Raw genomic sequence first — 23,860 nt, 5'->3', positions numbered from 1 at the left:
GCGCCCCTTGCCCCGCCGGTCATCGCGATCACTCGCGCGGCGCCTTCTTCTCCACGTACTTCAGGGCGGCCCGCAGCGTCTCGGGATGCAGCGCGTTGCCGGCCGCGAGCAGGTGCGGGAGCAATTCCCGTCGTGTCGTCGATGCCTCGAAGTCCAGCCGCACGGTGACCTCGTGGCCCGGCCGGTGCACGATCTCGACCGGATCCCCGGAGCGGATCTCACCCGGCTCGATCACCCGCAGATAGGCACCCGGGGCGCCCGCCTGCGTGAACCGCCTGACCCAGCCCTTCTCACCGAGGTGACCGGCGAACGTACGGCACGGAATCCGGCTCGACGTGACCTCCAGCACCAGATCGGGGCCGATCCGCCAGCGCTCGCCGATCCTCGCGCCGTTCACGTCGAGCCCGCTGGTCGTCAGGTTCTCGCCGAACGCGCCATTGGCCAGCCGGCGTCCGAGCACCCGCTCCCAGCCGTCGAGGTCCTCGCGGGCGAAGGCGTACACGGCCTGGTCGGAGCCGCCGTGATGACGCAGGTCGCACACCGTGTCCCCGGCGAGGCCACTGCCGCCGGTGCCCTTGGGGCCGGGGTCGGTGACCCGTACGGGACCGTCGACCGGCTGCTTGCCGATCCCGGTCACGCCGTCGGCGGCATCGGTGTGGCCGACCGCTTCGGGCCGCCCCGCATTCACGGTCAGCACCTTCATCGGCCCGGTCGGTGCCGTCCGCTCCGTCGACTCCGCCGGGTCTGTCTGCTCCATCGGTTTCATGGGGAGCACGCTAAGGGCTGTGCTGTAGGGCCTCTCTCGTCCGGATCCGAACGAGAGGCTCTGGCCCCGTTCGGATCCATCAAAGTCGCATGCTGATTACGCGCGTCAGGCCCAAGATTCGCTTATGGTTGAAGAGTGATCGAAGCCCGCCATCTCCGTGTCCTGCGCGCCGTTGCCGCCACCGGCTCGTTCTCCGCCGCGGCCCGCGAGCTGGGCTGCACCCAGCCCGCGGTCAGCCAGCAGATGAAGGCCCTGGAAGCCTCCGCGGGGACCACGCTCCTGATTCGTACCGGGCGCGAGATGCGGCTCACACAGGCGGGCGAGGTGCTCGTCCGGCATGCCTCCGGCATCCTCGCCGGGCTCACCGCCGCCGAGGAGGAGGTCGCCGCCATCGCCGGGCTGCGGGCCGGCCGGGTCCGGCTCGTCTCGTTCCCCAGCGGCAGCTCCACCCTCGTTCCCGGTGCCCTCGCGGCGCTGCGCGCGGCCCACCCCGGCACCCGGGTCTCCCTGGTCGAGGCCGAGCCGCCGCGCTCGGTCGAGATGCTGCGCGAGGGCGACTGCGATATCGCGCTGGCTTTCCGCTACGGCGCCTCCGGCGCCGAGTGGGACGATCTGGTCGTGCGCCCGCTGCTCACCGACCGGCTGATCGGCCTGGTCCCAGAGGGGCACCGGCTGGCGGGTTCGGCCACGGTCTCCATCGCCGAGCTGGCCGACGAGTCGTGGATCGCGGGCTGCCCGCGCTGCCGCAGCCAGCTGGTCGAGGTCTGCGAGGAGTCCGGCTTCACCCCCCGGATCGACTTCGCCACCGACGACTACCCGGCGGTCGTCGGCCTGGTCGGCGCGGGGCTGGGCGTGGCCGTACTGCCGGAGCTGGCGATCGAGTCGGTACGTCCCAAGCAGGCCCGCACCGTCATGGTGGAACCGGCCATCGAGCGCGAGATCGTCGCCCTGACGCTGCCCGACCTGGCCCAGGTGCCGACGGTCGCGGCCACCCTGGACCGGCTGTCCCTGGCGGCCGCCCGCTGAACAGGGCCTGCCTGTGACCCGGCCCCCCTCGGTGGCCGGGTGAAGTACAAAAACGTTTTTGTATGTGCCGTGCGGGCGGGGCGGGTTCAGCCGTGCCCCGCCGGGGACGGAACGCCCGACGGCGCCCCTGCCGCGATCAGGCGATTACGGGCCCGTCCCATGAGCTCCTCGCGTTCATCCTCGGTCAGTCCGCCCCACACTCCGTAGGGCTCTCGTACGGCCAGCGCGTGTGCCGCGCACTCGGCTCGCACCGGGCATCGCATGCAGACCTCTTTTGCCGAGTTCTCGCGGGCGCTCCGTGCCGCCCCGCGTTCACCCTCCGGGTGGAAGAACAGCGAGCTGTCGACCCCGCGGCAGGCCGCCAACAGCTGCCAGTCCCACAGATCGGCGTTGGGTCCGGGAAGGCGGGAGAAATCTGCCATTGTTTGTCCCCTCAAACCATGCTGAGTCGGAATCGTCGTTGTCATCCATGTTTGGCCGTGCTCATGACACTACATCTACGGTGTAAGTAGATGTAAATATGACTGATTGCGAATCTAGCCACAGACACCAGTAAAAGGGAAGAAAACCCGCTAAATGGGGCAAAGGTTTATATGAAATTTCGGTTGACGGTTGGATGATCCGTGCCGCTCTCCTCCGTGTGCGCGCCATCACGTAGAGTGCCGATCCCAATGGTCCGGCCCGTAACTCTTTCGAGTGACCATCGTTGAGAGGGCGGAGGCGGTTGACAGAAATGGCGATCGGGCAGATGTCCGAGAGCGTCAACCGCTCAGGTGACGACTTGTAACAGCCTGGAGGCTCAAGGTGACGCGCATCAGCTGCGGAGGACGGTCATGACATCCGTCCTCGTCTGCGACGACTCCCCGCTTGCCCGAGAAGCGCTCCGTCGCGCGGTCGCGACCGTGCCCGGCGTCGAGCGTGTGACGACGGCGGCCAACGGCGAGGAAGTCCTCCGCCGCTGGGGCGCCGACCGTTCGGATCTGATTCTCATGGACGTACGCATGCCCGGTCTGGGGGGCGTGGAGACGGTGCGGCGGCTGCTCTCCGCCGACCCCGGCGCCAGGATCATCATGCTGACTGTCGCCGAGGACCTGGACGGCGTCGCGCTCGCGGTCGCCGCCGGCGCCCGCGGCTATCTGCACAAGGACGCCTCCCGCGCGGAGCTGCGGGCCACCGTCACCCAGGCGCTGGCCGATCCGACGTGGCGGCTCGCCCCGCGTCGGCTGCGGTCGGCCGAGATGGGTGCGGCGCCGACGCTCACCGCGCGTGAGATCCAGGTGCTCGAAGGAATGAGTCACGGCCGTTCGAACGCCGAGATCGGCCGTGAGCTGTTCCTCTCCGAGGACACGGTGAAGACGCACGCCAGGCGTCTGTTCAAGAAACTCGGCGCCTCGGACCGTGCGCACGCCGTGGCGCTCGGCTTCCGCTGGGGCCTGGTCCGCTGAGGACCGGTCATGGCCGGCAGCCGATCGATTCCCCGTCCGCACACCGGCGGACGGGGCGATGCGGCCGGGGAGCGCGGGGCGGGCTCCGGTCCGTCGGCGGTGCCTTCCGCGCCGACGACATGTGACGCTTCCCGGCCGATGCCGCATCCTTGAGATGTGGAGTTCCTCGGGGACGATTCGGTCGAGCGGAAGGGGAGGGCGCAGGACATGACTTCCGGCGCACCCGCTCATAACGCTTCGGTGCACAACTACGGACGCGGCGGAGCGGAAGAAGCGGCTCCGAGGCACCATGGTCCGATGCGCGACGACGAGACGACGGTGATCGGTGCACTGGTGCACCGTGCCGTCGAGGGGGACGCGCAGGCCACCCATGATCTGCTGGCCCATGTCCACCCCCTCGCGCTGCGCTACTGCAGGTCCCGGCTGAACCGGCTGCCCGGTGATGCCCGCCACTTCGTGGAGGACCTGGCGCAGGAGGTCTGTGTCGCGGTGCTGATGGCGCTGCCGCGCTACAAGGACACCGGCAGGCCCTTCGAAGCCTTTGTCTTCGCCATCGCGGGCCACAAGGTCGCCGATCTCCAGCGGGCCGCCATGCGGCACCCGGGATCGACGGCCGTGCCCTCCGACGAGATGCCCGAGCGACCGGACGATTCGCTCGGGCCCGAGGAGCGCGCGCTGCTCAGCAGCGACGCGGCCTGGGCCAAGAAGCTTCTCGCCAATCTCCCGGACAACCAGCGTGAGCTGCTGGTCCTGCGGGTCGCGGTCGGTCTGACCGCGGAAGAGACGGGGCAGATGCTGGGCATGTCGCCGGGGGCGGTCCGGGTCGCCCAGCACCGGGCGCTGAGCAGGCTGCGGGCCCTGGCGGAGCAGTGAGCCGGGCCCGTCCGGAGCCGTCCTCCGAAAACGGGCCGGCTGCCCGTGCGGAGCCGTCCTCCGAAAACGGGCCGGCTGCCCGTACGGAGCCGCATGAAACTCCCGTACGGAGCCGTACGAAGCTACAGAACCTCTGGTTGATCTTGCTCGTGGAATGAGACACCCCCGAAGGCCGTTAGCATGGACATCCGCACCGATCAAGGCCATTTGGGGAAGGTGTCATGACTGCAAACGTCGACGGAGTGCCCGAGAAATTCGCGACGCTCGGGCTGACATACGACGACGTGCTGCTGCTGCCCGGCGCATCCGAAGTGCTGCCCAACGCAGTCGACATCTCGTCCCGCATCTCCCGCAACGTACGCGTGAACATTCCGCTGCTCTCCGCGGCGATGGACAAGGTCACCGAGTCCCGCATGGCGATCGCCATGGCGCGGCAAGGCGGCGTCGGTGTGCTGCACCGCAACCTGTCCATCGAGGACCAGGTCAACCAGGTCGACCTCGTGAAGCGCTCCGAGTCCGGCATGGTGACCGACCCGATCACCGTGCACCCGGACGCGACGCTGGCCGAGGCCGACGCACTGTGTGCCAAGTTCCGCATCAGCGGCGTCCCGGTGACCGACCCGGCGGGCAAGCTGCTCGGCATCGTCACCAACCGCGACATGGCGTTCGAGTCCGACCGCAGCCGCCAGGTGCGCGAGGTCATGACGCCGATGCCGCTGGTGACCGGCAAGGTCGGCATCTCCGGCGTCGACGCCATGGAGCTGCTGCGCCGCCACAAGATCGAGAAGCTTCCGCTGGTCGACGACGCGGGCGTGCTCAAGGGCCTCATCACGGTCAAGGATTTCGTGAAGGCCGAGCAGTACCCGAACGCGGCCAAGGACGCCGAGGGCCGACTCCTCGTCGGCGCGGCCGTCGGTGCCAGCCCCGAGGCCCTGGAGCGCGCGCAGGCCCTGGCGGGGGCGGGCGTGGACTTCCTCATCGTCGACACCTCGCACGGACACAACAGCAACGCGCTGAGCTGGATGGCGAAGATCAAGTCCAGCGTCGGCGTCGATGTCATCGGCGGCAACGTCGCGACGCGTGACGGCGCGCAGGCCCTGATCGACGCCGGTGTCGACGGCGTCAAGGTCGGCGTGGGCCCCGGCTCCATCTGCACCACGCGCGTGGTCGCCGGTATCGGCGTCCCGCAGGTCACCGCGATCTACGAGGCCGCCCTCGCCGCCCGTGCGGCCGGCGTCCCGGTCATCGGCGACGGCGGTCTCCAGTACTCCGGCGACATCGGCAAGGCGCTCGCCGCCGGTGCCGACACGGTCATGCTGGGCAGCCTCCTCGCGGGCTGCGAGGAGTCTCCCGGCGAGCTCCTCTTCATCAACGGCAAGCAGTTCAAGTCGTACCGCGGCATGGGTTCCCTCGGGGCGATGCAGTCCCGCGGGCAGGGCCGCTCGTACTCCAAGGACCGCTACTTCCAGGCCGACGTGGCCTCGGACGACAAGCTCGTGCCCGAGGGCATCGAGGGCCAGGTGCCCTACCGCGGCCCGCTGGCCAACGTGCTGCACCAGCTCGTCGGCGGCCTTCGCCAGACGATGGGGTATGTGGGCGCCGCCTCCATCGACGAGATGGAGACCAAGGGCCGGTTCGTCCGGATCACGTCGGCGGGTCTCAAGGAGAGCCACCCGCACGACATCCAGATGACGGTCGAGGCACCGAACTACAGCAGGAAGTAACGCGTCCAGCGCAGCCGAGGGGCGGCCCGGGGGTTCCCGGGACCGCCCCTCAGCCGTGTGTCGGGGATACTGGACAGCGCAGACATAGAGGGAAAGGCCACACCATCGTGACTGAGATCGAGATCGGGCGCGGCAAGCGCGGCCGCCGGGCGTACGCATTCGACGACATCGCCGTCGTTCCGAGCCGCCGAACCCGCGACCCGAAGGAGGTCTCGATCGCCTGGCAGATCGACGCCTACCGGTTCGAGCTTCCGTTCCTGGCGGCTCCCATGGACTCCGTGGTCTCCCCGCAGACCGCGATCCGCATCGGTGAGCTGGGCGGCCTCGGTGTCCTCAACCTCGAGGGACTGTGGACCCGGCACGCCGACCCGCAGCCGCTGCTCGACGAGATCGCCGAGATGCCCGTCGAGTCGGCGACCCGCCGCCTCCAGGAGATCTACTCCGCACCGATCCAGGAGGAGCTGATCGGGCAGCGCATCAAGGAGGTGCGCGACTCCGGTGTCGTCACCGCCGCCGCGCTCTCCCCGCAGCGCACCGCGCAGTTCTCCAAGGCCGTCGTCGACGCGGGCGTGGACATCTTCGTCATCCGCGGTACGACGGTTTCCGCCGAACACGTGTCGGGTGCGGCCGAGCCGCTCAACCTCAAGCAGTTCATCTACGAGCTGGACGTCCCGGTGATCGTCGGCGGCTGCGCCACGTACACCGCCGCCCTGCACCTGATGCGTACCGGTGCGGCCGGTGTCCTCGTCGGTTTCGGCGGGGGCGCCGCGCACACCACGCGCAACGTCTTCGGCATCCAGGTCCCGATGGCGACCGCGGTGGCCGACGTGGCCGGGGCCCGCCGCGACTACATGGACGAGTCCGGCGGCCGGTACGTGCACGTCATCGCGGACGGCGGCGTCGGCTGGTCCGGTGACCTGCCCAAGGCCATCGCCTGCGGCGCGGACGCCGTGATGATGGGCTCCCCGCTGGCCCGTGCGACGGACGCGCCGGGCCGCGGCCGTCACTGGGGCATGGAGGCCGTCCACGAGGACGTGCCGCGCGGCAAGCTGGTGGACCTGGGCTCCGTCGGCACGACCGAGGAGGTTCTCACCGGTCCTTCGCACACCCCCGACGGCTCGATGAACATCTTCGGTGCGCTGCGCCGGGCGATGGCGACGACGGGTTACAGCGACCTCAAGGAGTTCCAGCGCGTCGAGGTGACGGTGGCGGACTCCCAGCACCGCCGCTGAGGCACCGCGGGGCTGTGACACAGGGGAGGGCCCGGACCGCGCACGCGGTCCGGGCCCTCCCATGTGTCGTGATCAGCCGGCCGCGGTCAGTCGGACGCCTTGCGGGCGGCCGAGAAGGCGACGACTCCGGCGATCGCGATGAAGACGAACGTCAGCGGGTCGGCGTCTTCCTTCCACACCTTGTTCAGGTCGCTGAAGTGGTCGAAGAAGATCTCGCTGATCGAGAGCGGGAGCTGCTTGCTGATGATGATGGCCTCACCGAGCAGCTGGCCGAAGTAGACACCGACCAGGGCGAGGACGGCGCTGGCGACCGGCAGGACGGGGTTGCGGCCGCCGAGCTTGCCCGCGGCGAAGCCGACGATGGCGCCGACACCCACGGCCGCGTAGCCGATCTCGTGCTTGGTGGCGCCGATGATCGCACCATAGATGCCCGCGGCGACGACGACCGCGACGACGGCGGCGACCAGGCCGAGGCCGATGTTGTTGCGGGCCGGGGCCGGCGGGGCGAACGGGGCGCCGCCGAACGGGACGCCGGGCTGTCCGGGCTGCTGCCCCGCGTACGGGTTGCCGGTCGGCGCGCCGGGCTGTCCCGGCTGCTGGCCCGCGAACGGGTTGCCGCCGCCGGGCTGCGCGTCGTACGGCTACTGCGGTTGGTTCGGCGGCGGCACGGGCTGGCTCATGGTGGGATCCCCCCTGGGACGGAAGCGCACGATTGTGCGAGATGTGACGCCGCAGGCTAGCAGCCGCCTACGACATCGCCCACCGGAATCCTTGGGGAACCCTTTTGAATCCTCGGGGAACCTTTCTTCTCACAGCCGGTGTGCTGCCCCCGCGGGGGTCGCGCCCCGCGTGTCCAGGAGGAGCTGGGCCTTTACGGCGAGCCCCTGGAGGTCGTACGTGCGGTGGTGCTGGAGCAGCACCGTGAGGTCGGCGCTCGACGCCGCCTCGTACAGCGAGTCGGCGCGCGGGACCGGGAGATCACGGACCCGCCAGTCCAGGACGTGCGGATCGTGGTAGCCGATCTGGGCGCCCATGTCCATGAGCCGGGTCGCGACCTCCCGGGCGGGGGATGCCTCCTGGTCGGCGAGGTCCGGCTTGTAGGTGACTCCGAGGAGCAGCACCCGGGCGCCGCGTACGGACTTGCCGTGCTCGTTCAGGAGAGTGGCGCAGCGCTGGATCACGTACTGCGGCATCCGGTTGTTGATCTCCTGGGCGAGCGAGACCATCCGCAGGGGGTGGCCGGGGGTCCGGCTGTTGTACGGGAGGTAGCCCGGGTCGACGGGGGCGCCGTGGCCGCCGACGCCGGGGCCCGGACGGAACGGCTGGAAGCCGAAGGGCTTGGTCTCGGCGCACCGGATGACGTCCCACAGGTCGACGCCGAGATCGTGGCAGAGCACCGCCATCTCGTTGACCAGGGCGATGTTGATGTGCCGGAAGTTGGTCTCCAGAACCTTCGTCATCTCGGCCTCGCGCAGCCCGCGGGCGCGGACGACCTTGTCGGTGAGGCGGCCGTAGAAGGCGGCGGCGGACTCGGTGCAGGCGGGGGTGAGGCCACCGATGACCTTGGGGATGCTGGTGTAGACGTGGGTCCTGTTGCCGGGGTCGAGGCGGTTGGGGGAATGGGCGAGGTGGAAGTCGCGGCCGGCGCGGAGCCCCGAGCCCTCTTCGAGGAGGGGCAGTACATAGCTCTCGGTGGTGCCGGGCTGTACGGCTGATTCCAGCAGGACGGTGGTGTGCGGACGCAGCCGGGCGGCCAGGGCGCGGACCGCTTCGCCGACGGCGGTGAGGTCGAGGGTGCGGTCGGCGCCGAGCGGGGTGGGCGCGCAGATCACCGCGGTACGGACCCGGCCCAGTTCGGCCGGGTTGGTGGTGGGCCGGAAACCCCCCGAGAGCATCCGGCGGATGTCCGAGGCGGTGAGCGATCCCTCGACGGGGGTGCGGCCCGCGGAGAGTTCCGCGTAGGCGCGTGGGTCGGTGTCGTAGCCGACGGTCTGGACACCGGCGGCGACGGCGGCTTGGGCGAGGGGCAGGCCGAGGTGGCCGAGTCCGATGACTGCGAGGTCTGCGGGCATGTGGATGGGCCGTCCTTCCCTTGGACCGACCGGCAGATGGAGGGCGCCACCCTCTGTTTGCCGGTCGGTCCCGAGACCGTGAGAGCAGAAAGCGCAACCGCTGGGGACAGCGCAATGTCAGACTAGGCGTAAATATGACCTATATGCCGCATTGCGGGGCTGTCGTCGTCCTGGTGTTGTCCACAGGCGGTGGCCGAAGTGGTGGACGGCGGACAGAATCGAGAGGTGGGCACGGGGCGCCCGACCGCTCGGTCGGGTCGCGTCCTGGGCCGGACCACCCCGATCTACCCGGGAGGCAGCGGTGAGGACAGCGACACTGGGACCCGCGGAGCGCGCCGAGGCGCTCGCCGCGATGGCCGAGCGCGAACTGGACGTGCTGGTCGTGGGAGCGGGCGTGGTCGGCGCCGGTACGGCGCTGGACGCGGCGACGAGAGGGCTCTCGACGGGACTGGTCGAGGCGCGCGACTGGGCCTCGGGCACCTCGAGCAGGTCGAGCAAGCTGATCCACGGCGGACTGAGATATCTGGAGATGCTCGACTTCGCGCTCGTCCGCGAGGCGCTGAAGGAGCGCGGCCTGCTCCTGGAGCGGCTGGCCCCGCATCTGGTGAAGCCGGTGCCGTTCCTCTACCCGTTGCAGCACAAGGGCTGGGAGCGGCTCTACGCCGGTTCCGGAGTGGCGCTCTACGACGCGATGTCGGTGTCGTCGGGGCACAGCCGCGGTCTGCCCGTCCACCGGCACCTCTCCCGCCGCCTCGCCCTGCGGGTCGCCCCGGCGCTGCGGAAGGACGCCCTGGTCGGGGCGTTGCAGTACTACGACGCACAGATGGATGACGCCCGTTACGTGGCGACCCTGGTGCGTACCGCCGCCGGATACGGAGCCCATGTGGCGAACCGGGCACGGGTGATCGGCTTCCTCCGCGAGGGCGAGCGGGTCGTCGGCGCCCGTGTGGAGGACGTCGAGGCGGGCGGTGACTACGAGGTCAGAGCCAAGCAGGTGGTCAATGCGACCGGGGTCTGGACGGATGACACCCAGGCACTGATCGGCGAGCGCGGCCTGTTCCACGTCCGCGCCTCCAAGGGCATCCACCTGGTCGTCCCGAAGGACCGCATCCACTCCTCGACCGGCCTGATCCTGCGCACCGAGAAGTCCGTCCTCTTCGTCATCCCATGGGGACGGCACTGGATCGTCGGGACGACGGACACCGACTGGGACCTCGACAAGGCGCATCCGGCGGCGTCCAGCGCCGACATCGACTATCTCCTCGAACACGTCAACTCGGTCCTTGCCACCCCTCTGACCAGGGACGACGTCCAGGGCGTCTACGCCGGGCTCCGGCCGCTGCTGGCCGGCGAGTCGGACGCGACGAGCAAGCTCTCGCGCGAGCACACGGTCGCGCATCCGCTGCCCGGCCTCGTGGTCGTCGCGGGCGGCAAGTACACGACGTACCGGGTGATGGCGAAGGACGCCGTGGACGAGGCGGTGCACGGTCTCGACCAGCGCGTGGCGGACTGTGTCACCGAGGACATTCCGCTGCTGGGGGCGGAGGGCTACCGGGCGCTGTGGAACGCCCGGGCGAGGATCGCGGCCCGGACGGGGCTCCATGTCGCCCGGGTGGAGCACCTGCTCAACCGCTACGGCTCCATGACCGAGGAACTCCTCGAACTGATCGCCGGCGATCCGGCGCTGGGCGAGCCGCTCCCGTCGGCGGACGACTATCTGAAGGCCGAGATCGTCTACGCCGCCTCGCACGAGGGGGCCCGGCATCTCGACGACGTACTGACCCGTCGCACCCGGATCTCCATAGAGACCTTCGACCGGGGCACGCGCAGCGCCAGGACCTGCGCGGAGTTGATGGCGCCGGTACTGGGCTGGGACGAGGGGCAGATCGACCGGGAGGTCGAGCACTACGAGAAGCGGGTGCAGGCGGAGCGGGAGTCGCAGCGGCAGCCGGACGACCTCACGGCGGACGCGGCACGGCTCGGCGCGCCGGACATCGTGCCGATCTAGAGGCCTCTCGTTCGGATCACGCCGGGCTCGCGGGGTCCGGCACTGCGCCTCGCCGGGCGCGGGCCCTTGGTCCCGGCCCCGCCTCGTCGGGCGCGGGGCCGGGGCCGTTCGGCAGGGCCCGGCCTCATCGGGTGCCGGACGTGCGGCCGCAGAACTCGGCATCGAGCAGTGCAGGTTCGAGCGTCGCGCTATCGGTCGGCGTGCCCGCGTAGTCGTGTCCGGTGACGCGTCGGACGACGAGCCCCAGGACGACGTAATTGGTGTTGGAGCAGGCGTAGCTGCCCGGAGCGTTCGTCGGACGATGAGTCAGGGCGACGCGGACCGCCGCGGTGGCGGAGACGGGGTGGACGGAGGTGTCGGCGGTGTAGTCGTAGAGGTCGCTGGTGTGGTCGAGCAGGGCACGCAGGGTGATGCGGCGGCCGTCGTTGCCGTTGCCGTGGATCAGGCCGGGCAGCAGCCGGTCGACGGTGTCCGGCAACTGCAGCCGTTTCTCCTGGGAGAGTTGGAGCACGACGGTGGCGACGAAGGTCTTGGTGATGCTCCCGGCCCGGAACCGGTCCGCCTGGTGGATGCCGGGGCCCGTCGAGCGATAGGTGTCGTACGGTGCGGGGAGGCGTGATGGGCCGGCAGCACCGCCGTGGGAGCACCGCCCTCGGCGACGAGCCGCGGAAGGTAGGAGGCTGCGGGCGTGAGGTGTGGTTCGCTGGGCAGGGTCGCTGTTCCCAGGCCGAACAGCGCCGGCAGCAGCGGGGTGGCGAACAGCGCCCTGAGTATCGGCATGGCAGGGATTCCCTTTCTCCGGCCGCATCATGGCGGGCCCGCGGACCCGGCACCATGACCGGTCCCGGGGTGAGGGACAATGAACGCTCTGCCAGGGCGGGTTGATCGCAGAGGGGACGCATGTCGGAGGCTGAGCAGGCACGGGAGCCCCAACGGGACAAGGACGGACGTCTTCTCGCGGGGCGGTACCGGCTCGGGGAGGTGCTCGGCCGGGGCGGTATGGGCACGGTCTGGCGTGCCGTCGACGAGACGCTGGGCCGCACGGTCGCGGTCAAGGAGCTGCGGTTCCCCTCGGCCATCGACGAGGACGAGAAGCGACGCCTCATCACGCGCACGCTGCGCGAGGCGAAAGCGATCGCCAGGATCCGCAACAACGGCGCGGTGACGGTTTATGACGTGGTCGACGAGGACGACCGGCCGTGGATCGTGATGGAGCTGATCGAGGGCAAGTCCCTCGCCGAGGCCATCCGTGAGGACGGGGTGCTGACGCCGAAACGCGCCGCCGAGGTCGGCCTCGCCATCATCGACGTGCTGCGTTCGGCGCACCGCGAGGGCATTCTGCACCGCGATGTGAAGCCGTCCAACGTGCTGATCGCCGAGGACGGCCGGGTCGTGCTGACCGACTTCGGCATCGCCCAGGTCGAGGGCGACCCGTCGGTCACCTCGACCGGCATGCTCGTCGGCGCACCCTCGTACATCTCCCCGGAGCGCGCCCGCGGACACAAGCCGGGACCGCCCGCCGACCTGTGGTCGCTCGGCGGGCTGCTCTACGCCAGCGTCGAAGGCTCCCCGCCGTACGACAAGGGATCGGCCATCGCCACCCTGACCGCGGTGATGACCGAGCCGCTCGACCCGCCGAAGAACGCCGGTCCGCTGGAGGAGGTCATCTACGGCCTGCTCGCCAAGGACCCCGATCAGCGGCTCGACGAAGCGGCCGCGCGCGCCCTGCTCAATGACGTGATCCACGCCCCCGAGAAGCCGGACCCGGTGGTGCCTGCGCCCGCCGACGCCACCCAGATCATGGCGCTGCCGGGGAAGACCGCCGGTTCCAGTGCCAAGGCCGAGTCGAAGCCCGGGGAACCGGGCGAGGGCACGCGGGACCGGCTGCGGGGCGCGCTGCGCTCCGTCCGGAGCGCGAAGGCGGCACCGGCCGCCGTACCGGCCTCGCCCCCGACACCTCCGGCGGCCACCCCGTCGGCCGGTGGTCCGGCGAACACGTCGAAGCCCGCCCGGCCCGCGGTCCCGGCGAAGCCGGCCACGGCCTCCGCCGCCGTACCGTCCCCGCGCTCGGCCACGTCGCCGGTCACCCCGCCCCGTGCGTCCCTCACGGACGTGGTGCCGCGTCGCACCCTGGCGATCATCGCGGCCGTGGTCGTGCTCGCCGTCATCGGCACGGTCCTGGCGCTCACGCTCGGCAGCGACGGCAAGGCCGACGCGAGCGGCGGCGGCAAGGGCGACAAGTCCAGTTCCGCCGGGGCCTCGACGACGGCCGGGAGCTCCCCCGACACCGACAGCGGCAGCGGCAGCGACAAGGCCCCGGGCCAGGACGGCGGTCAGGACCAGGGCAAGGGCAAGGACAAAGGCAAGGACCAGGGCAAGGGCGACAGTTCGGACAAGGGCTCGAACGGCTCCGGGGGCGACAAGCCGGAGGACGCCCTGCCCGCCGGATACCGGACGGTCCCGAACAAGAAGTTCCACTTCAAGATGGCCATGCCCGAGAACTTCCGGTTCGATAAGACGGCGGGCATCAACTCGGGTGCCATCTACAACGTCGACGGGGGTTTCCCGCGCGTCCAGGTCGACTACACCGATTCGCCCGGCGGTGACGCCGCTGCGGCCTGGAACGCCGCGAAGGATGGCGTCGCGGCCAGCAGCAAGGACTACCGCCACCTCGGCGTCGACAAGGTCCAGTACAACGGGTACCCGACCGTCGCCGACTGGCAGTTCGAGCGCACCCAACAGGGCCAGCCGGTCCGGGTGCTGAACCGCGGCTTCAAGGTCGACGCCACCCACGGCTACGCGATCATGATCAGCTGCAAGGCGAGCGAATGGGACAGCAAGGAGTGCCGGACACTGCGCGAGACCGCGTTCGACACGTTCGGACCCGCCGACTGATCCGCGGGTGAAAGGGGCCGGGATGCGCCGACCCCGGCGCGTGGCCCTCACTTGCCACGTATCGTGAGACCCTGAAGGCCGTACGCAGCCGAAAACGCCGGGTCAATTGCACGGTGAGTGACCGCAATTGATGGGGTCGTGAGGTCATCGTGACCGGGGGACAGCGCGCTCTGGGGAGGCGTCGTGGACGACTACGCGGGTCGGGTGCTTGCCGACCGCTACCGCCTTCCGCTGCCCCCGTCCGATGAGTACGAAACGGTCGAGACCCGGGCGTTCGACACCTACAGCGGGCAGGAAGTCCTGGTCCGGCAGGTGCCGTTGCCCGAGGTGGTGGACGCCGAGGTGCTCGACGCCGACGGTCCGTTCCGGCAGGTCACCGGGCATGACATACGGCGGCCCACGGACCCGGTGGTGCGGCGCGCCATCGAGGCGGCGCAGGCGGCGGCCCAGGTCCCCGACCATCCCAGGCTCGACCAGGTCTTCGACGTGTTCGCCGAGGCGGGCTCGCTCTGGATCGTGAGCGAACGCGTCATGGCCCGTCCGCTCGCGGCCCTGCTGGCGGACCGCCCGCTCGATCCCTTCCGGGCCGCCGAGATCGGTTCCGACGTGCTGACCGCGTTGCGGGTGCTGCACGCCCATGGCTGGACCCACCGGAACATCACCGTCCGTACCGTGTTGGTCTGTGACGACGGCCGCGTCGTACTCACCGGCCTGGCGGCCGGGGCCGCGGAGGAGGCGCTCTGCGGATACGTACCGACGCCGCAGACCGAGGACGAGATCGCCTTCGGCCGCCCGGTGGCCCGGACGGGCCCGTCCGCACCTCCCGCACCTCCCGCACCTCCCGTCCCGCGGGTGCCGCCCGTGCCGTCCGTCCCGCCCGTGCCGTCCGTCCCGCCGGCCGAGGTGCCGGCCTCGCGCGGCCCGGCGGCGATTGAGACGGGCCGCGCGACCGGCGGCGATCCGTACGACGACGCTGCGTACGAGGACGCGGCCGACGGTCCGTACGACGACGCCGCCGACGGCCCGTCCGGCGAGGAGCTTCCGTACGGCGCAGCCCCGCGCGGGGACGCCCAGGGTGACGCGACGGTCGAGTTGGAGGCCGTGCCGCCGATGAGCCCCGCCCTCCCGGCACCCGCCCCCGGAACGGGTGGCCCGGCGCAGTCGCGGGCCGGGCATGCCGCAGCCATCGTCGCCTACCGAGCGGGCGCCCGCGCGGCAGCCCGGGCCGGCGAGGACCGGCGCCGGGGCGGAACGGGCGAGGCGGAGGACACCGGCAGCGTCCCCGTCCAGCGCTCCGTACCGCCGGAAGACATGCGACCAGCCGCCCCGGACCACGACCGACCGCAGCCGGTCTCCCCCTGGAGCCGAGCCGCCGAAGGCCCGCACGCCGAGGGCCCGTCGGGCCGCGTCCCGTCCGAGGGCACCTCGTACGACGACGCCCTGCACGACGACGCCCCGTACGACGACGAGGAGGGCGACGGGCACCGAGACGGCGGGCACGGGGACGACGGGTACGGGGACGACGGACACCGAGACGACGGACACCGAGACGACGGACACGGGGACGGAGGTGACGGCAGGGCGCCGTCCGGTCGACGGCTGCATCTCACCGGCACCTGGAGCGACGGGCCCGGATCCGGGCGTCCGGTCCCCGCCGGAGGCTCGGGCGAGGACGCCCTGCGTGCCGATGCCCAGCGGTACGGCACCTCCCCGGCGTTGCCCGCGCACCGGCCCGAGCAGCGGCAACAGCCGGCCCGCTGGGACGACCTCGCGGCGAGCGGCCGTACCGGCCCCGTCTACCGCGGCCCTGCCACGACCCTCGCGGCCGAGCGCGCCCGGCAGGCCCGGATCGCCGTCGTCGGCGCCGTCACCGAGCGCTGGGCGCCCGAGCAGGCCGGGCCCGTCCACGAGAACTGGCAGCTGGCGCCGCCGATCGGACCCCGCACCGACCTCTGGGCGCTCGGCGCGCTGCTCTACCGCGCCGTCCAGGGCCACGCCCCGTACCCCGAGGAGGACGCGGCCGAGCTCGTCCAGATGGTGTGCGCCGAGCCGCCCGCCTTCGCGGAGGAATGCGGTCCGCTGCGTCCCGTCGTCGAGTCGCTGCTGCGCCAGGACCCCACCGAGCGGCCGGACTTCGAGGAGCTGAGCGGCTGGCTGCGCTCCCTCGTACGCTCGGCGCCCGAGCCCGAGGCCGGTCTGGACGTCGTGCCGCTGCCGTCCGCCGACAGCGCCCGGCTGCCCGTCGTACGCCGCCGGGGTGAGCTGGTCCGCAGGCGCCGTGGCCGCCCCGGCCAGGGCGCGGGCCACGGCCGCCACCGCCACACGAAGGAGAAGGCCGACCGGCACGACAGGCCCCGGGCGGAGAAGGCGCCCAAGGCACCGCGCGAGCCCAAGGGCCCCAAGGCGCTGCGCACCCCGCCGCCGCCCCGGCCCCAGCAGGGCGAGGGGCGGGCGCCGCGACGGCTGGGACGGCTGCTTCTGGTGCTGATCCTGCTGGCCCTGGTCGCGGCGATCGCCTACGCCGTGATGTTCATGCCCAAGGCGGGCAGCGACTCCGGCACCCGCTCCTCGGGTCCCGCGTCGTCGATGTCCGGTTCACCGGAGCCCGGCGACGGCGGGTCCGGCGGGCAGTCGTCCTCGCAGCCTCCCGGCGCGCAGCAGCCGCAGACCAGCCGCTCCGCCGTCGCGCTCGCCCCCGGCTACACCCTGCGCAAGGACCCGGAGGGCTTCGAGATCGGTGTACTCAAGGGCTGGCAGCGCAGCCCGGCCAACGCGGACCGGCAGATCCGGTACGGCAGCGACGGGTTCAGTCTGCTGATCGTCCCCGGGCGCGACACCGTCAAGGCCAACGGTGCCGACCCGCTGGCGTACCAGGCGGACAAGGAGCTGGAGTTGCAGCCGTTCCGCGACTCCAGCTGGTCGGGGTCGAGCGGGCTGCGCCGGATCGACGTCGGCCGACAGGCCATGGCCGAGGGCCAGTTCACCTGGCAGGACGCCGCCGGACGCGAGGTGTACGCCCGCAATCTCGCAATGATCGTCGACGGCCGCTACCACATTCTCCAGGTCATCGGCCCGGAGAATCGGCGCGACAAGGTATCGGACATCTACGAACAAGCCATCCGTTCCTACCGCATGACGCCCTGAAGCATTCCCGGACGTCACCCGCGCAGCGGCGGAGCGACAAGCATCACAGTGCGGTCTCTTGGGGGAGGCGAGGTTCCGCGGGCGTGTGCCCCCTCCGTAATCTGGCCTCCGAGGGAACGGGGCGGGATACGTGGATCGATCACAGGGCACGGACGCGGGACTGGTGCTGGCCGGAAGGTACCGGCTTGGTGAAGTTCTCGGGCGCGGCGGCATGGGCAAGGTCTGGCGCGCCCACGACGAGGTGCTGCACCGCACGGTCGCGGTCAAGGAGCTGACCGCCGGGCTGTACGTGGCCGAGGCCGACCGGATCGTGCTGCATGCGCGGACGCAGAAGGAGGCCCGTGCGGCCGCCCGGATCACGCACCCGGGCGTGGTCACCGTCCACGACGTGATCGAGTACGACAACCGGCCCTGGATCGTCATGCAGTACGTCGACGGTCCGTCACTCGCCGACGCGGCCAAGGAATCCGGTGAGATCGCACCCCGCGAGGCCGCCAGGATCGGTCTCCATGTGCTGGGTGCCCTGCGCGCCGCACACGGTGCGGGGGTCCTGCACCGGGATGTGAAGCCCGGCAACGTACTCCTGGCCAGGGACGGCCAGGTGCTGCTCACCGACTTCGGGATCGCGGCGATAGAGGGCGATTCGACCATCACCAGGACCGGTGAACTGGTCGGCTCCATCGACTATCTGGCGCCGGAACGGGTACGCGGCGGCGATCCCGGCCCCGCGTCCGACCTGTGGTCCCTGGGCGCCACGCTCTACACCGCCGTCGAGGGACGCTCGCCGTTCCGCCGCACGTCCCCGATCTCTACCATGCAGGCCGTCGTCACCGAGGAGCCGCCGCCGCCGGAGCGGGCGGGTCCGCTGACCTCCGTGATCACCGCACTGCTCCGCAAGGACCCCGAGGACCGGCCGTCGGCCGCCGAGGCGGAACGGATGCTGCTGGAGGCCATGGAGGGCCGCGAGCCACGGGCCGCGCAGGCGTACGTACCGACGCAGCGCGTCCCCGACGAGGTCCTGCGCACACTGGGCCCGGACGGCACGCCGGGTCCGGACAGCACGCCGGGAGCGGGCGAGGCCGGTGCGGCCGCGGCGGGTGTTCCCGGTCCGGCGGGCGTCGCCGGTACGGCCCACCTTCCCCAACCGGCCGCCGACCCCGTGCCGTCCCCGGTGACCCGGCGCAGCCGGGGCCGGTGGCGTACGGCGGTCCTGGTCATCGCCGCGGCCGCGCTGGTCGGCGGCGGCGCCGGGCTCGCCGTGATGAAGTATGGGGATCACGCGGACAGCGCCGCCAAGCCCCCCGGCACGGGAACCCACACGGCCCGCACTCCTTCGAAGCCCGAGACCTCGCGCACGCCGAAGCCCGACACCGCGGAGAAGGGCGTACCCGACGGCTGGCATCGGGTGGACGACCCCGAGGGCTTCAGCCTGACCGTGCCCGACGGCTGGGTGCGCCGGGCGGACGGCAATCAGATCGACTACACCCCGGACAACGGCGTGCACTACATCCGGATCAGCATCGACCCGGCGCCCGACTTCGAGAATCCGTACATGCACATGCTGAACCTGGAGAAGCAGCTCGCCAAGCGGCTTCCCGGCTACCAGCGCGAGACCCTGCACTCCAACACCTACCGCGACCGGGCGGGCTCGCTCTGGGAGTTCACCTGGACCGAGTCCAAGAACCACCCGGGCCCGCGCCATGCGATCGACCAGATGTACTACGGGGAGGACGGCGGCCCGGAGTACGCGATGTACATGACGGGGCCGGCCTCGGACTGGGAGACGACCCGGACGCAGTTCGACACGATGTTGCGCGGATGGCAGCCGCCCGACAGCGCCGACTGAGTCCCGCCGGACCGGGGCGACGGCCACCGGGGTCCTGATCAGGGGCTTTGTTGCCAGTGATCACTGGCTGATTTGTGGGGAGTGTGAAAACCCGTTACTCACGGGTACCCAAAGCGTGCGGCTGGACGTACTCTCGCCCTCATGACGGACTCGCAGGCCTCCACGTCCACCCCCGCAGCCCCGGTCGGCACCAACCCCGTGGCCGCCGCACCCGCAGGCGCGCGTACCGCCGCCGATGTGGTGACACCCGAGGTGGTCGCCCGGCTGACCTGTGGTGTGGCCGGTTCCGGCCGTACGGCCAACCACACCCCCTTCACCGGGGAGAAGCTGGCCGATCTGCCCGAGTCCACCCCCGAGGACGTGGCGACGGCCTTCGAGCGGGCCCGTGCCGCCCAGCAGGCCTGGGCCGCGACCCCCGTCCGGGCCAGGGCGGCCGTCCTCCTCCGCTTCCACGATCTCGTGCTCGACCGCCAGGCCGAGGTGCTCGACCTCATCCAGCTGGAGACCGGCAAGGCCCGGCTGCATGCGCACGAGGAGGTGCAGGCCGTCGCCGTCGTGGCCCGCCACTACGGGCGCGCGGCCGCCTCGTATCTGAAGCCCAGGCGGCACACCGGAGTCGTGCCGGCCCTCACGAAGGTGACCGAGCTGCGTCAGCCGCGCGGAGTGGTCGGTCAGATCGCGCCGTGGAACTACCCCTTGGAGCTGTCCGTCGGTGACGCGCTGCCCGCGTTCGTCTCCGGCAACGCCGTCGTGATGAAGCCCGACACGGAGACCGCGCTGACCGCGCTGTGGGCCCGGGACCTGCTGATCGAGGCCGGGCTGCCCGCCGAGGTGTTCCAGGTGGTCCTCGGTGACGGACCGGTCGTCGGCCCCGAGGTCGTCAAGCACGCCGACTACGTCTCGTTCACCGGTTCCACCCGCACCGGCCGCGAGGTCGCGCAGGGTGCGGCGGCCCGGCTCGTCGGGGTCTCGCTGGAGCTCGGCGGCAAGAACGCCATGCTGGTCCTCAAGGACGCCGACGTGGAGAAGGCCGCCGCGGGCGCCGTCCGCGCCTGCTTCTCCTCGGCCGGTCAGCTCTGCATCTCCATCGAGCGGATCTACGTCCACGAGTCGGTCGCCGACGACTTCGTGGCCCGCTTCGCCGCCCGTACGAAGGCCATGCGGCTCGGCAACTCCCTCGCGTACGGCGCAGATATGGGCTCGTTGGTCGGCGAACGCCAGCTGGAGACCGTCTCCCGGCACGTCGCGGAGGCCGTCGAGAAGGGCGCCAGGCTTGTCGCGGGCGGCGTCGCCCGGCCCGACATCGGCCCGCTCTTCTACGAGCCGACCATCCTCGACGAGGTCGAGGCGCCGATGGCCGTCTGCAACGAGGAGACCTTCGGACCGGTCGTCTCCCTCTACCGCTTCACCGACGAGGACGAGGTCGTGGCCCTCGCCAACGCCACCCCGTACGGCCTGAATTCGAGCGTCTGGACCAAGGATGCCAAGCGCGGCCACCGGGTCGCCGCCCGGCTGCGGACCGGCACGGTCAACATCAACGAGGGGTACGCCCCCGCGTACGGCAGCGTGCAGTCCCCGATGGGCGGCATGAAGGACTCCGGTCTCGGCCGGCGGCACGGCTCCGAGGGCATCCTCAAGTTCACCGAGGCGCAGACCGTCGCGCAGCAGCGGCTGATCCCGCTCGCCCCGGCGTTCGGCATGGACGACGAGAAGTACGCGGCGTTCATGACCCGCAGCCTGAAGGCGATGAAGGCGTTCCGGCTGCGCTGACCGTTCCTAGCCAGTGTGCATGAGTGGGTCCTGGACCCAGTCATGTGTGCTGGGCGCGTCCCGAACGGTGTTGGATGCGCTGGGTTGCCGCTTTCTCGTCCCGTTCGGCGGCACGTCTTTGGGGGCGTGGTCCGTTGCGGGTGGGCGGGTTCCCTCACGTCCTCGGGTGCCTGGTTCGGCCTGGGCGGTCCGATGCCCCGCACGATCTCTCCGGTCGTGTGGGGGTGGTGCCGTCCGACGCCGGATCGGGTGTCCGAGGGCGCGTCGTCCGATCGCGATGCCGGCGGCATCATGACGGGACATCTTTCGCTTGGGGGTGGTCAGTGGTTTCTGCCAGTGCTGGGCCCCCCACATGCTGGTGTAGGCGGGGTCGACCGCGACGATGCTCAGGCCCTGTTCGGCGGCCATGGAGACGAGCCGGGCCTTGAGCTTCCCGGTCGGGATGCCGGAGATCAGCTGCCTGAACCGTTTCCTGCGGCCGTGCTTCTCGCGGGTCTTCTCGGTGGTGAAGTCGAGGTCCTCGATGCCGATCGCGGCAACACCGGCACTCTTGGCCCAGTTGATCAGGCGGGCCAGCGCGTGGCGGATCTGGGCGTCGCGGTGAGTAGCGGTGCCGGACAGGTCGTAGAAGAAGTGCCGGGGCTCGCCGGTGGGGTTGCCGTGTGGGTCGAGGTGGTAGGCGGCGAAGTGGTCGGCGTTGGTGTCGACGCCGATCATGCCCCGGGCGCGGGCGGTGGCCAGTGGGATCGTCTGGACGGCGGGGCGTTGCCAGGATGCGGTGAGGTACCAGCGGCTGCGGTCGGTGTCGAGGTGGATGCGGTAGGCGACGGCCCGGTTCGCGGTGATGCGGTCGGCCCACTCCACGCCCCGGTGCGCAAACCTTACGGTCGAGGCGAGGGTGTACCGGCCGTGCTTGGCGTTGGCGAGGTGGGAGAGCGGGGCGGGCAGTTTGATGCTGATCTCGCCGTCCGGGGTGACGCGGATCGTCTCGTTCCCGAACCGCTTCCCGGACTCGCCGTCCGCGGCGATGAACCAGCGTTCCGCCTCCCAGCGTTCTCGCCACTGCTCCTCGGTGAGGTGGGCGTCGGTGAGGTGGTGGCGGGTGTTGAGGAGGCGTTTGCCGCCCCGCACGACCCGGACGCGTCCGGTCTGCCGGTCACGGACCGCAGCATCATGCCGGGCTTCCAGCGCCGCGAGGCGGCGGGACTTGTGGAACCACTCACCCCTGGACCGGTAACCACCCGGGGCCCGCTTCGTTCCCGGCGCGCCGAGGGGGAGGGACAGGCGGTGCCGCAGCGTCCTGATCCCGGCCTCCAGCGTCTGGATGTGCGCCGCCTGGCAACGGCGCGCCAGTGCCCACTGGTCATGGGTGGCCTTGGTGATCGCACCGGCGATCCGCGACGACGACCGGGCGGTCAGGTCCCGCTTGCGTGACGCCCAGGTCTCCTTGCTGTGCTCCAGGCCATCCGCACAACGGGCCCTGAGGTCACGGGAAGCCAGACGGCCCTGGTGTTCACCGACCGCACGCAGAACCTTCTCGTCGTGGGGCGTGAGGTGCTTGAGACGGTCCCGGACCGCCACCCCGCACGGCCCGGGCACCACGAACGGCGCCGCCAACTCCCGCACACCACCCACCACAACACCCCCTCCCACAAGACCGGACACCCGCTACCCAGTCCAACGAGCACCAGCCGCCAAGGTCACCCATTCGACCCCAGAACCCCCGTTCCCACCCCACAAACCCACCGCCAGAACCCACCCCTGTTCACCACAACTCACTTCAACGCAGCAAACCAACAACAGCTCACACCCCTGGTGGATCGGGTCAGGACAGCAGAAGGGGCTGCACCCCCCTCCGAGTGCAGCCCCTCCAGGCCTGTGGCCACGAGACACTCGACGTGTTCGTGGTTCCGCATGGTTGACCAGTGGTCCGCCGCAATGGTTGTCCGGATGCTCTCAGAACACATGTGTGACACCACTCACGTTTCTTCCCGTGCTCAGTCCGCGACGCGCTCCGGCGCGGCGGCCCCGGCCGCCGCCGACCCGGCGCCATGCCCGACGGCGTCGGCGGACCGGGAATCGGCCGACTGGGAGGGGACGAGCAAGGGCCCGGTGGACCGGAAACCGGTCCGCCGGGCCCTGCGTGATTCAGCACCGGGAGGCGGCCTCGGCGCCGAACGGGACGGTTGCGACCCGCGCAAACCGTTTCGACCGGGCCGGAAATCGTTCCGCCCGGATACGGTCGGCTCCGGGCGTCCCCGGAGCCGACCGTCCTTGGGGTGACCGGGCTGCTGTCCCCTGCCGACCGGTCACGCACGCTGGGGCGCGGTCCCACGGCGTGCCTGCAGCACGCCACACGTCCCAGCGGAGCCACGCGTGGTTCTTTCCAAAGCCGCCCCTGGCTGGCACGGACACCGGGACCAACGAAGCCGCGGCGGACCCGGTCACGCGCCGTACGGGTGAGAGTCGGCCCGAACTGGGATACGCCCATACCTCCATACCTCCATACCTCCCGGCACCGGCCGCGGGGCGTCAGGCGCGGCCGCGGCAGAGCTCCAGCAGCGTCATGGCGAGGGAGGTGCCGGGCTTGCCGAGCGCGTCCCGGTACTGGCCGAGGATCTCCATCTCGCGGGAGAGGTTGATCCGTCGCCCGCCGGAGGTGATCCGGGCCTCCTGGATGACCGCCGAGACGGCCATCCGTTCCTGGACGAGTCCGATGATCCGGTCGTCGAGGGCGTCGATGCGGGACCTGGCGCCGGCGATCAGCGCGGCGGCCTCATCGGTGTGCGCGCCGGTCTTCTCGGCGGCGGTCCGCTCAGCGGCGCTCTTCGCGGTCACGGTCTTCCCGGTCACGTTCTTCGCGGGGGCGGTGCTGGTCATGGTGGTGTCTCCTCGTGGGGTGCGGCCCCCGGAGCCGACCGGTCCGGAACGCCAGAACGCCCCGGGCCTTTCGGCCCGGGGCGCCTGGAACGTTGCTTGTCAGCGGATCAAGCAGCACGACCATGGCAGCCGGCGGGCCGGATGCCATAGGTAAAGACGAAGGTCGAGTGCTGTCGCAT

The 23,860-nt window shown here is 71.0% G+C and carries 16 protein-coding genes and 1 pseudogene; 10 read left to right on the top strand and 7 right to left on the bottom strand.

The window, feature by feature from the left end; all coding sequences use genetic code 11:
- Window positions 1-28: 28 nt before the first annotated feature.
- On the bottom strand, window positions 29-703 hold the full coding sequence (locus tag ACF08M_RS08720; protein WP_392184801.1) for an MOSC domain-containing protein: 675 nt from the start codon (window positions 701-703) through the stop codon (window positions 29-31).
- A 198-nt stretch (window positions 704-901) separates the two neighbouring features.
- Here ACF08M_RS08720 and ACF08M_RS08715 point away from each other — a divergent pair, with 198 nt between their 5' ends.
- A complete protein-coding gene (locus ACF08M_RS08715) occupies window positions 902-1,792 on the top strand; it encodes a LysR family transcriptional regulator (RefSeq protein ID WP_392184534.1) in 891 nt (296 codons plus the stop codon).
- Between the two features lie 86 nt (window positions 1,793-1,878).
- On the opposite strand, the gene ACF08M_RS08710 is transcribed toward ACF08M_RS08715, so the two are convergent.
- Window positions 1,879-2,214 (bottom strand): WhiB family transcriptional regulator, encoded by a 336-nt coding sequence (locus ACF08M_RS08710; RefSeq protein WP_362207903.1) that lies wholly within the window; start codon window positions 2,212-2,214, stop codon window positions 1,879-1,881.
- 411 nt (window positions 2,215-2,625) lie between these two features.
- Between ACF08M_RS08710 and ACF08M_RS08705 the strand changes: the two genes are divergently transcribed.
- From ACF08M_RS08705 to ACF08M_RS08690, 4 genes are all read left to right on the top strand, one after another.
- The gene (locus tag ACF08M_RS08705; RefSeq protein WP_003948568.1) at window positions 2,626-3,237 is read left to right on the top strand and encodes a response regulator transcription factor; all 612 of its coding nucleotides are present in this window, start codon (window positions 2,626-2,628) and stop codon (window positions 3,235-3,237) included.
- Window positions 3,238-3,534: 297 nt separating this feature from the next.
- Window positions 3,535-4,110 (top strand): sigma-70 family RNA polymerase sigma factor, encoded by a 576-nt coding sequence (locus ACF08M_RS08700; RefSeq protein WP_093893485.1) that lies wholly within the window; start codon window positions 3,535-3,537, stop codon window positions 4,108-4,110.
- Window positions 4,111-4,331: 221 nt separating this feature from the next.
- On the top strand, window positions 4,332-5,834 hold the full coding sequence (gene guaB / locus ACF08M_RS08695) for an IMP dehydrogenase (RefSeq protein ID WP_392184533.1): 1,503 nt from the start codon (window positions 4,332-4,334) through the stop codon (window positions 5,832-5,834).
- Between the two features lie 107 nt (window positions 5,835-5,941).
- A complete protein-coding gene (locus ACF08M_RS08690) occupies window positions 5,942-7,066 on the top strand; it encodes a GuaB3 family IMP dehydrogenase-related protein (protein ID WP_072486665.1) in 1,125 nt (374 codons plus the stop codon).
- Window positions 7,067-7,152: 86 nt separating this feature from the next.
- Here the strand turns inward: ACF08M_RS08690 and ACF08M_RS08685 are convergent.
- Both ACF08M_RS08685 and ACF08M_RS08680 read right to left on the bottom strand, forming a co-directional pair.
- Window positions 7,153-7,746: pseudogene (locus ACF08M_RS08685) on the bottom strand (hypothetical protein).
- Between the two features lie 129 nt (window positions 7,747-7,875).
- A complete protein-coding gene (locus tag ACF08M_RS08680; RefSeq protein WP_392184532.1) occupies window positions 7,876-9,138 on the bottom strand; it encodes a nucleotide sugar dehydrogenase in 1,263 nt (420 codons plus the stop codon).
- Between the two features lie 301 nt (window positions 9,139-9,439).
- Here ACF08M_RS08680 and ACF08M_RS08675 point away from each other — a divergent pair, with 301 nt between their 5' ends.
- Window positions 9,440-11,146 (top strand): glycerol-3-phosphate dehydrogenase/oxidase, encoded by a 1,707-nt coding sequence (locus tag ACF08M_RS08675; protein WP_392184531.1) that lies wholly within the window; start codon window positions 9,440-9,442, stop codon window positions 11,144-11,146.
- Window positions 11,147-11,270: 124 nt separating this feature from the next.
- Here the strand turns inward: ACF08M_RS08675 and ACF08M_RS08670 are convergent, their stop codons facing one another.
- Window positions 11,271-11,954: a serine hydrolase domain-containing protein gene (locus ACF08M_RS08670; protein WP_392184800.1), complete on the bottom strand. Its 684-nt coding sequence runs from the start codon at window positions 11,952-11,954 to the stop codon at window positions 11,271-11,273.
- 92 nt (window positions 11,955-12,046) lie between these two features.
- Between ACF08M_RS08670 and ACF08M_RS08665 the strand changes: the two genes are divergently transcribed.
- From ACF08M_RS08665 to ACF08M_RS08650, 4 genes are all read left to right on the top strand, one after another.
- Window positions 12,047-14,041: a protein kinase gene (locus tag ACF08M_RS08665; RefSeq protein ID WP_392184530.1), complete on the top strand. Its 1,995-nt coding sequence runs from the start codon at window positions 12,047-12,049 to the stop codon at window positions 14,039-14,041.
- 183 nt (window positions 14,042-14,224) lie between these two features.
- Complete coding sequence (locus ACF08M_RS08660) at window positions 14,225-17,185, top strand: serine/threonine protein kinase (RefSeq protein ID WP_392184529.1); 2,961 nt, start codon at window positions 14,225-14,227, stop codon at window positions 17,183-17,185.
- 130 nt (window positions 17,186-17,315) lie between these two features.
- A complete protein-coding gene (locus ACF08M_RS08655; RefSeq protein WP_392184528.1) occupies window positions 17,316-19,031 on the top strand; it encodes a serine/threonine-protein kinase in 1,716 nt (571 codons plus the stop codon).
- A 141-nt stretch (window positions 19,032-19,172) separates the two neighbouring features.
- Window positions 19,173-20,801 carry a succinic semialdehyde dehydrogenase gene (locus ACF08M_RS08650; RefSeq protein WP_392184527.1) on the top strand — a complete coding sequence of 543 codons (1,629 nt, stop codon included), beginning with the start codon at window positions 19,173-19,175 and terminating at the stop codon, window positions 20,799-20,801.
- 6 nt (window positions 20,802-20,807) lie between these two features.
- Here the strand turns inward: ACF08M_RS08650 and ACF08M_RS08645 are convergent, their stop codons facing one another.
- Complete coding sequence (locus ACF08M_RS08645; RefSeq protein ID WP_392184799.1) at window positions 20,808-22,436, bottom strand: IS200/IS605 family accessory protein TnpB-related protein; 1,629 nt, start codon at window positions 22,434-22,436, stop codon at window positions 20,808-20,810.
- Between the two features lie 897 nt (window positions 22,437-23,333).
- Window positions 23,334-23,681, bottom strand: a complete 348-nt coding sequence (locus tag ACF08M_RS08640) for a chorismate mutase (protein ID WP_392184526.1) — start codon at window positions 23,679-23,681, stop codon at window positions 23,334-23,336.
- Window positions 23,682-23,860 lie beyond the last annotated feature (179 nt).

It is taken from the genome of Streptomyces sp. NPDC015032 (assembly GCF_043080425.1).
GTDB lineage: Bacteria > Actinomycetota > Actinomycetes > Streptomycetales > Streptomycetaceae > Streptomyces.
This window is presented reverse-complemented; position numbering and strand designations above follow the sequence as displayed.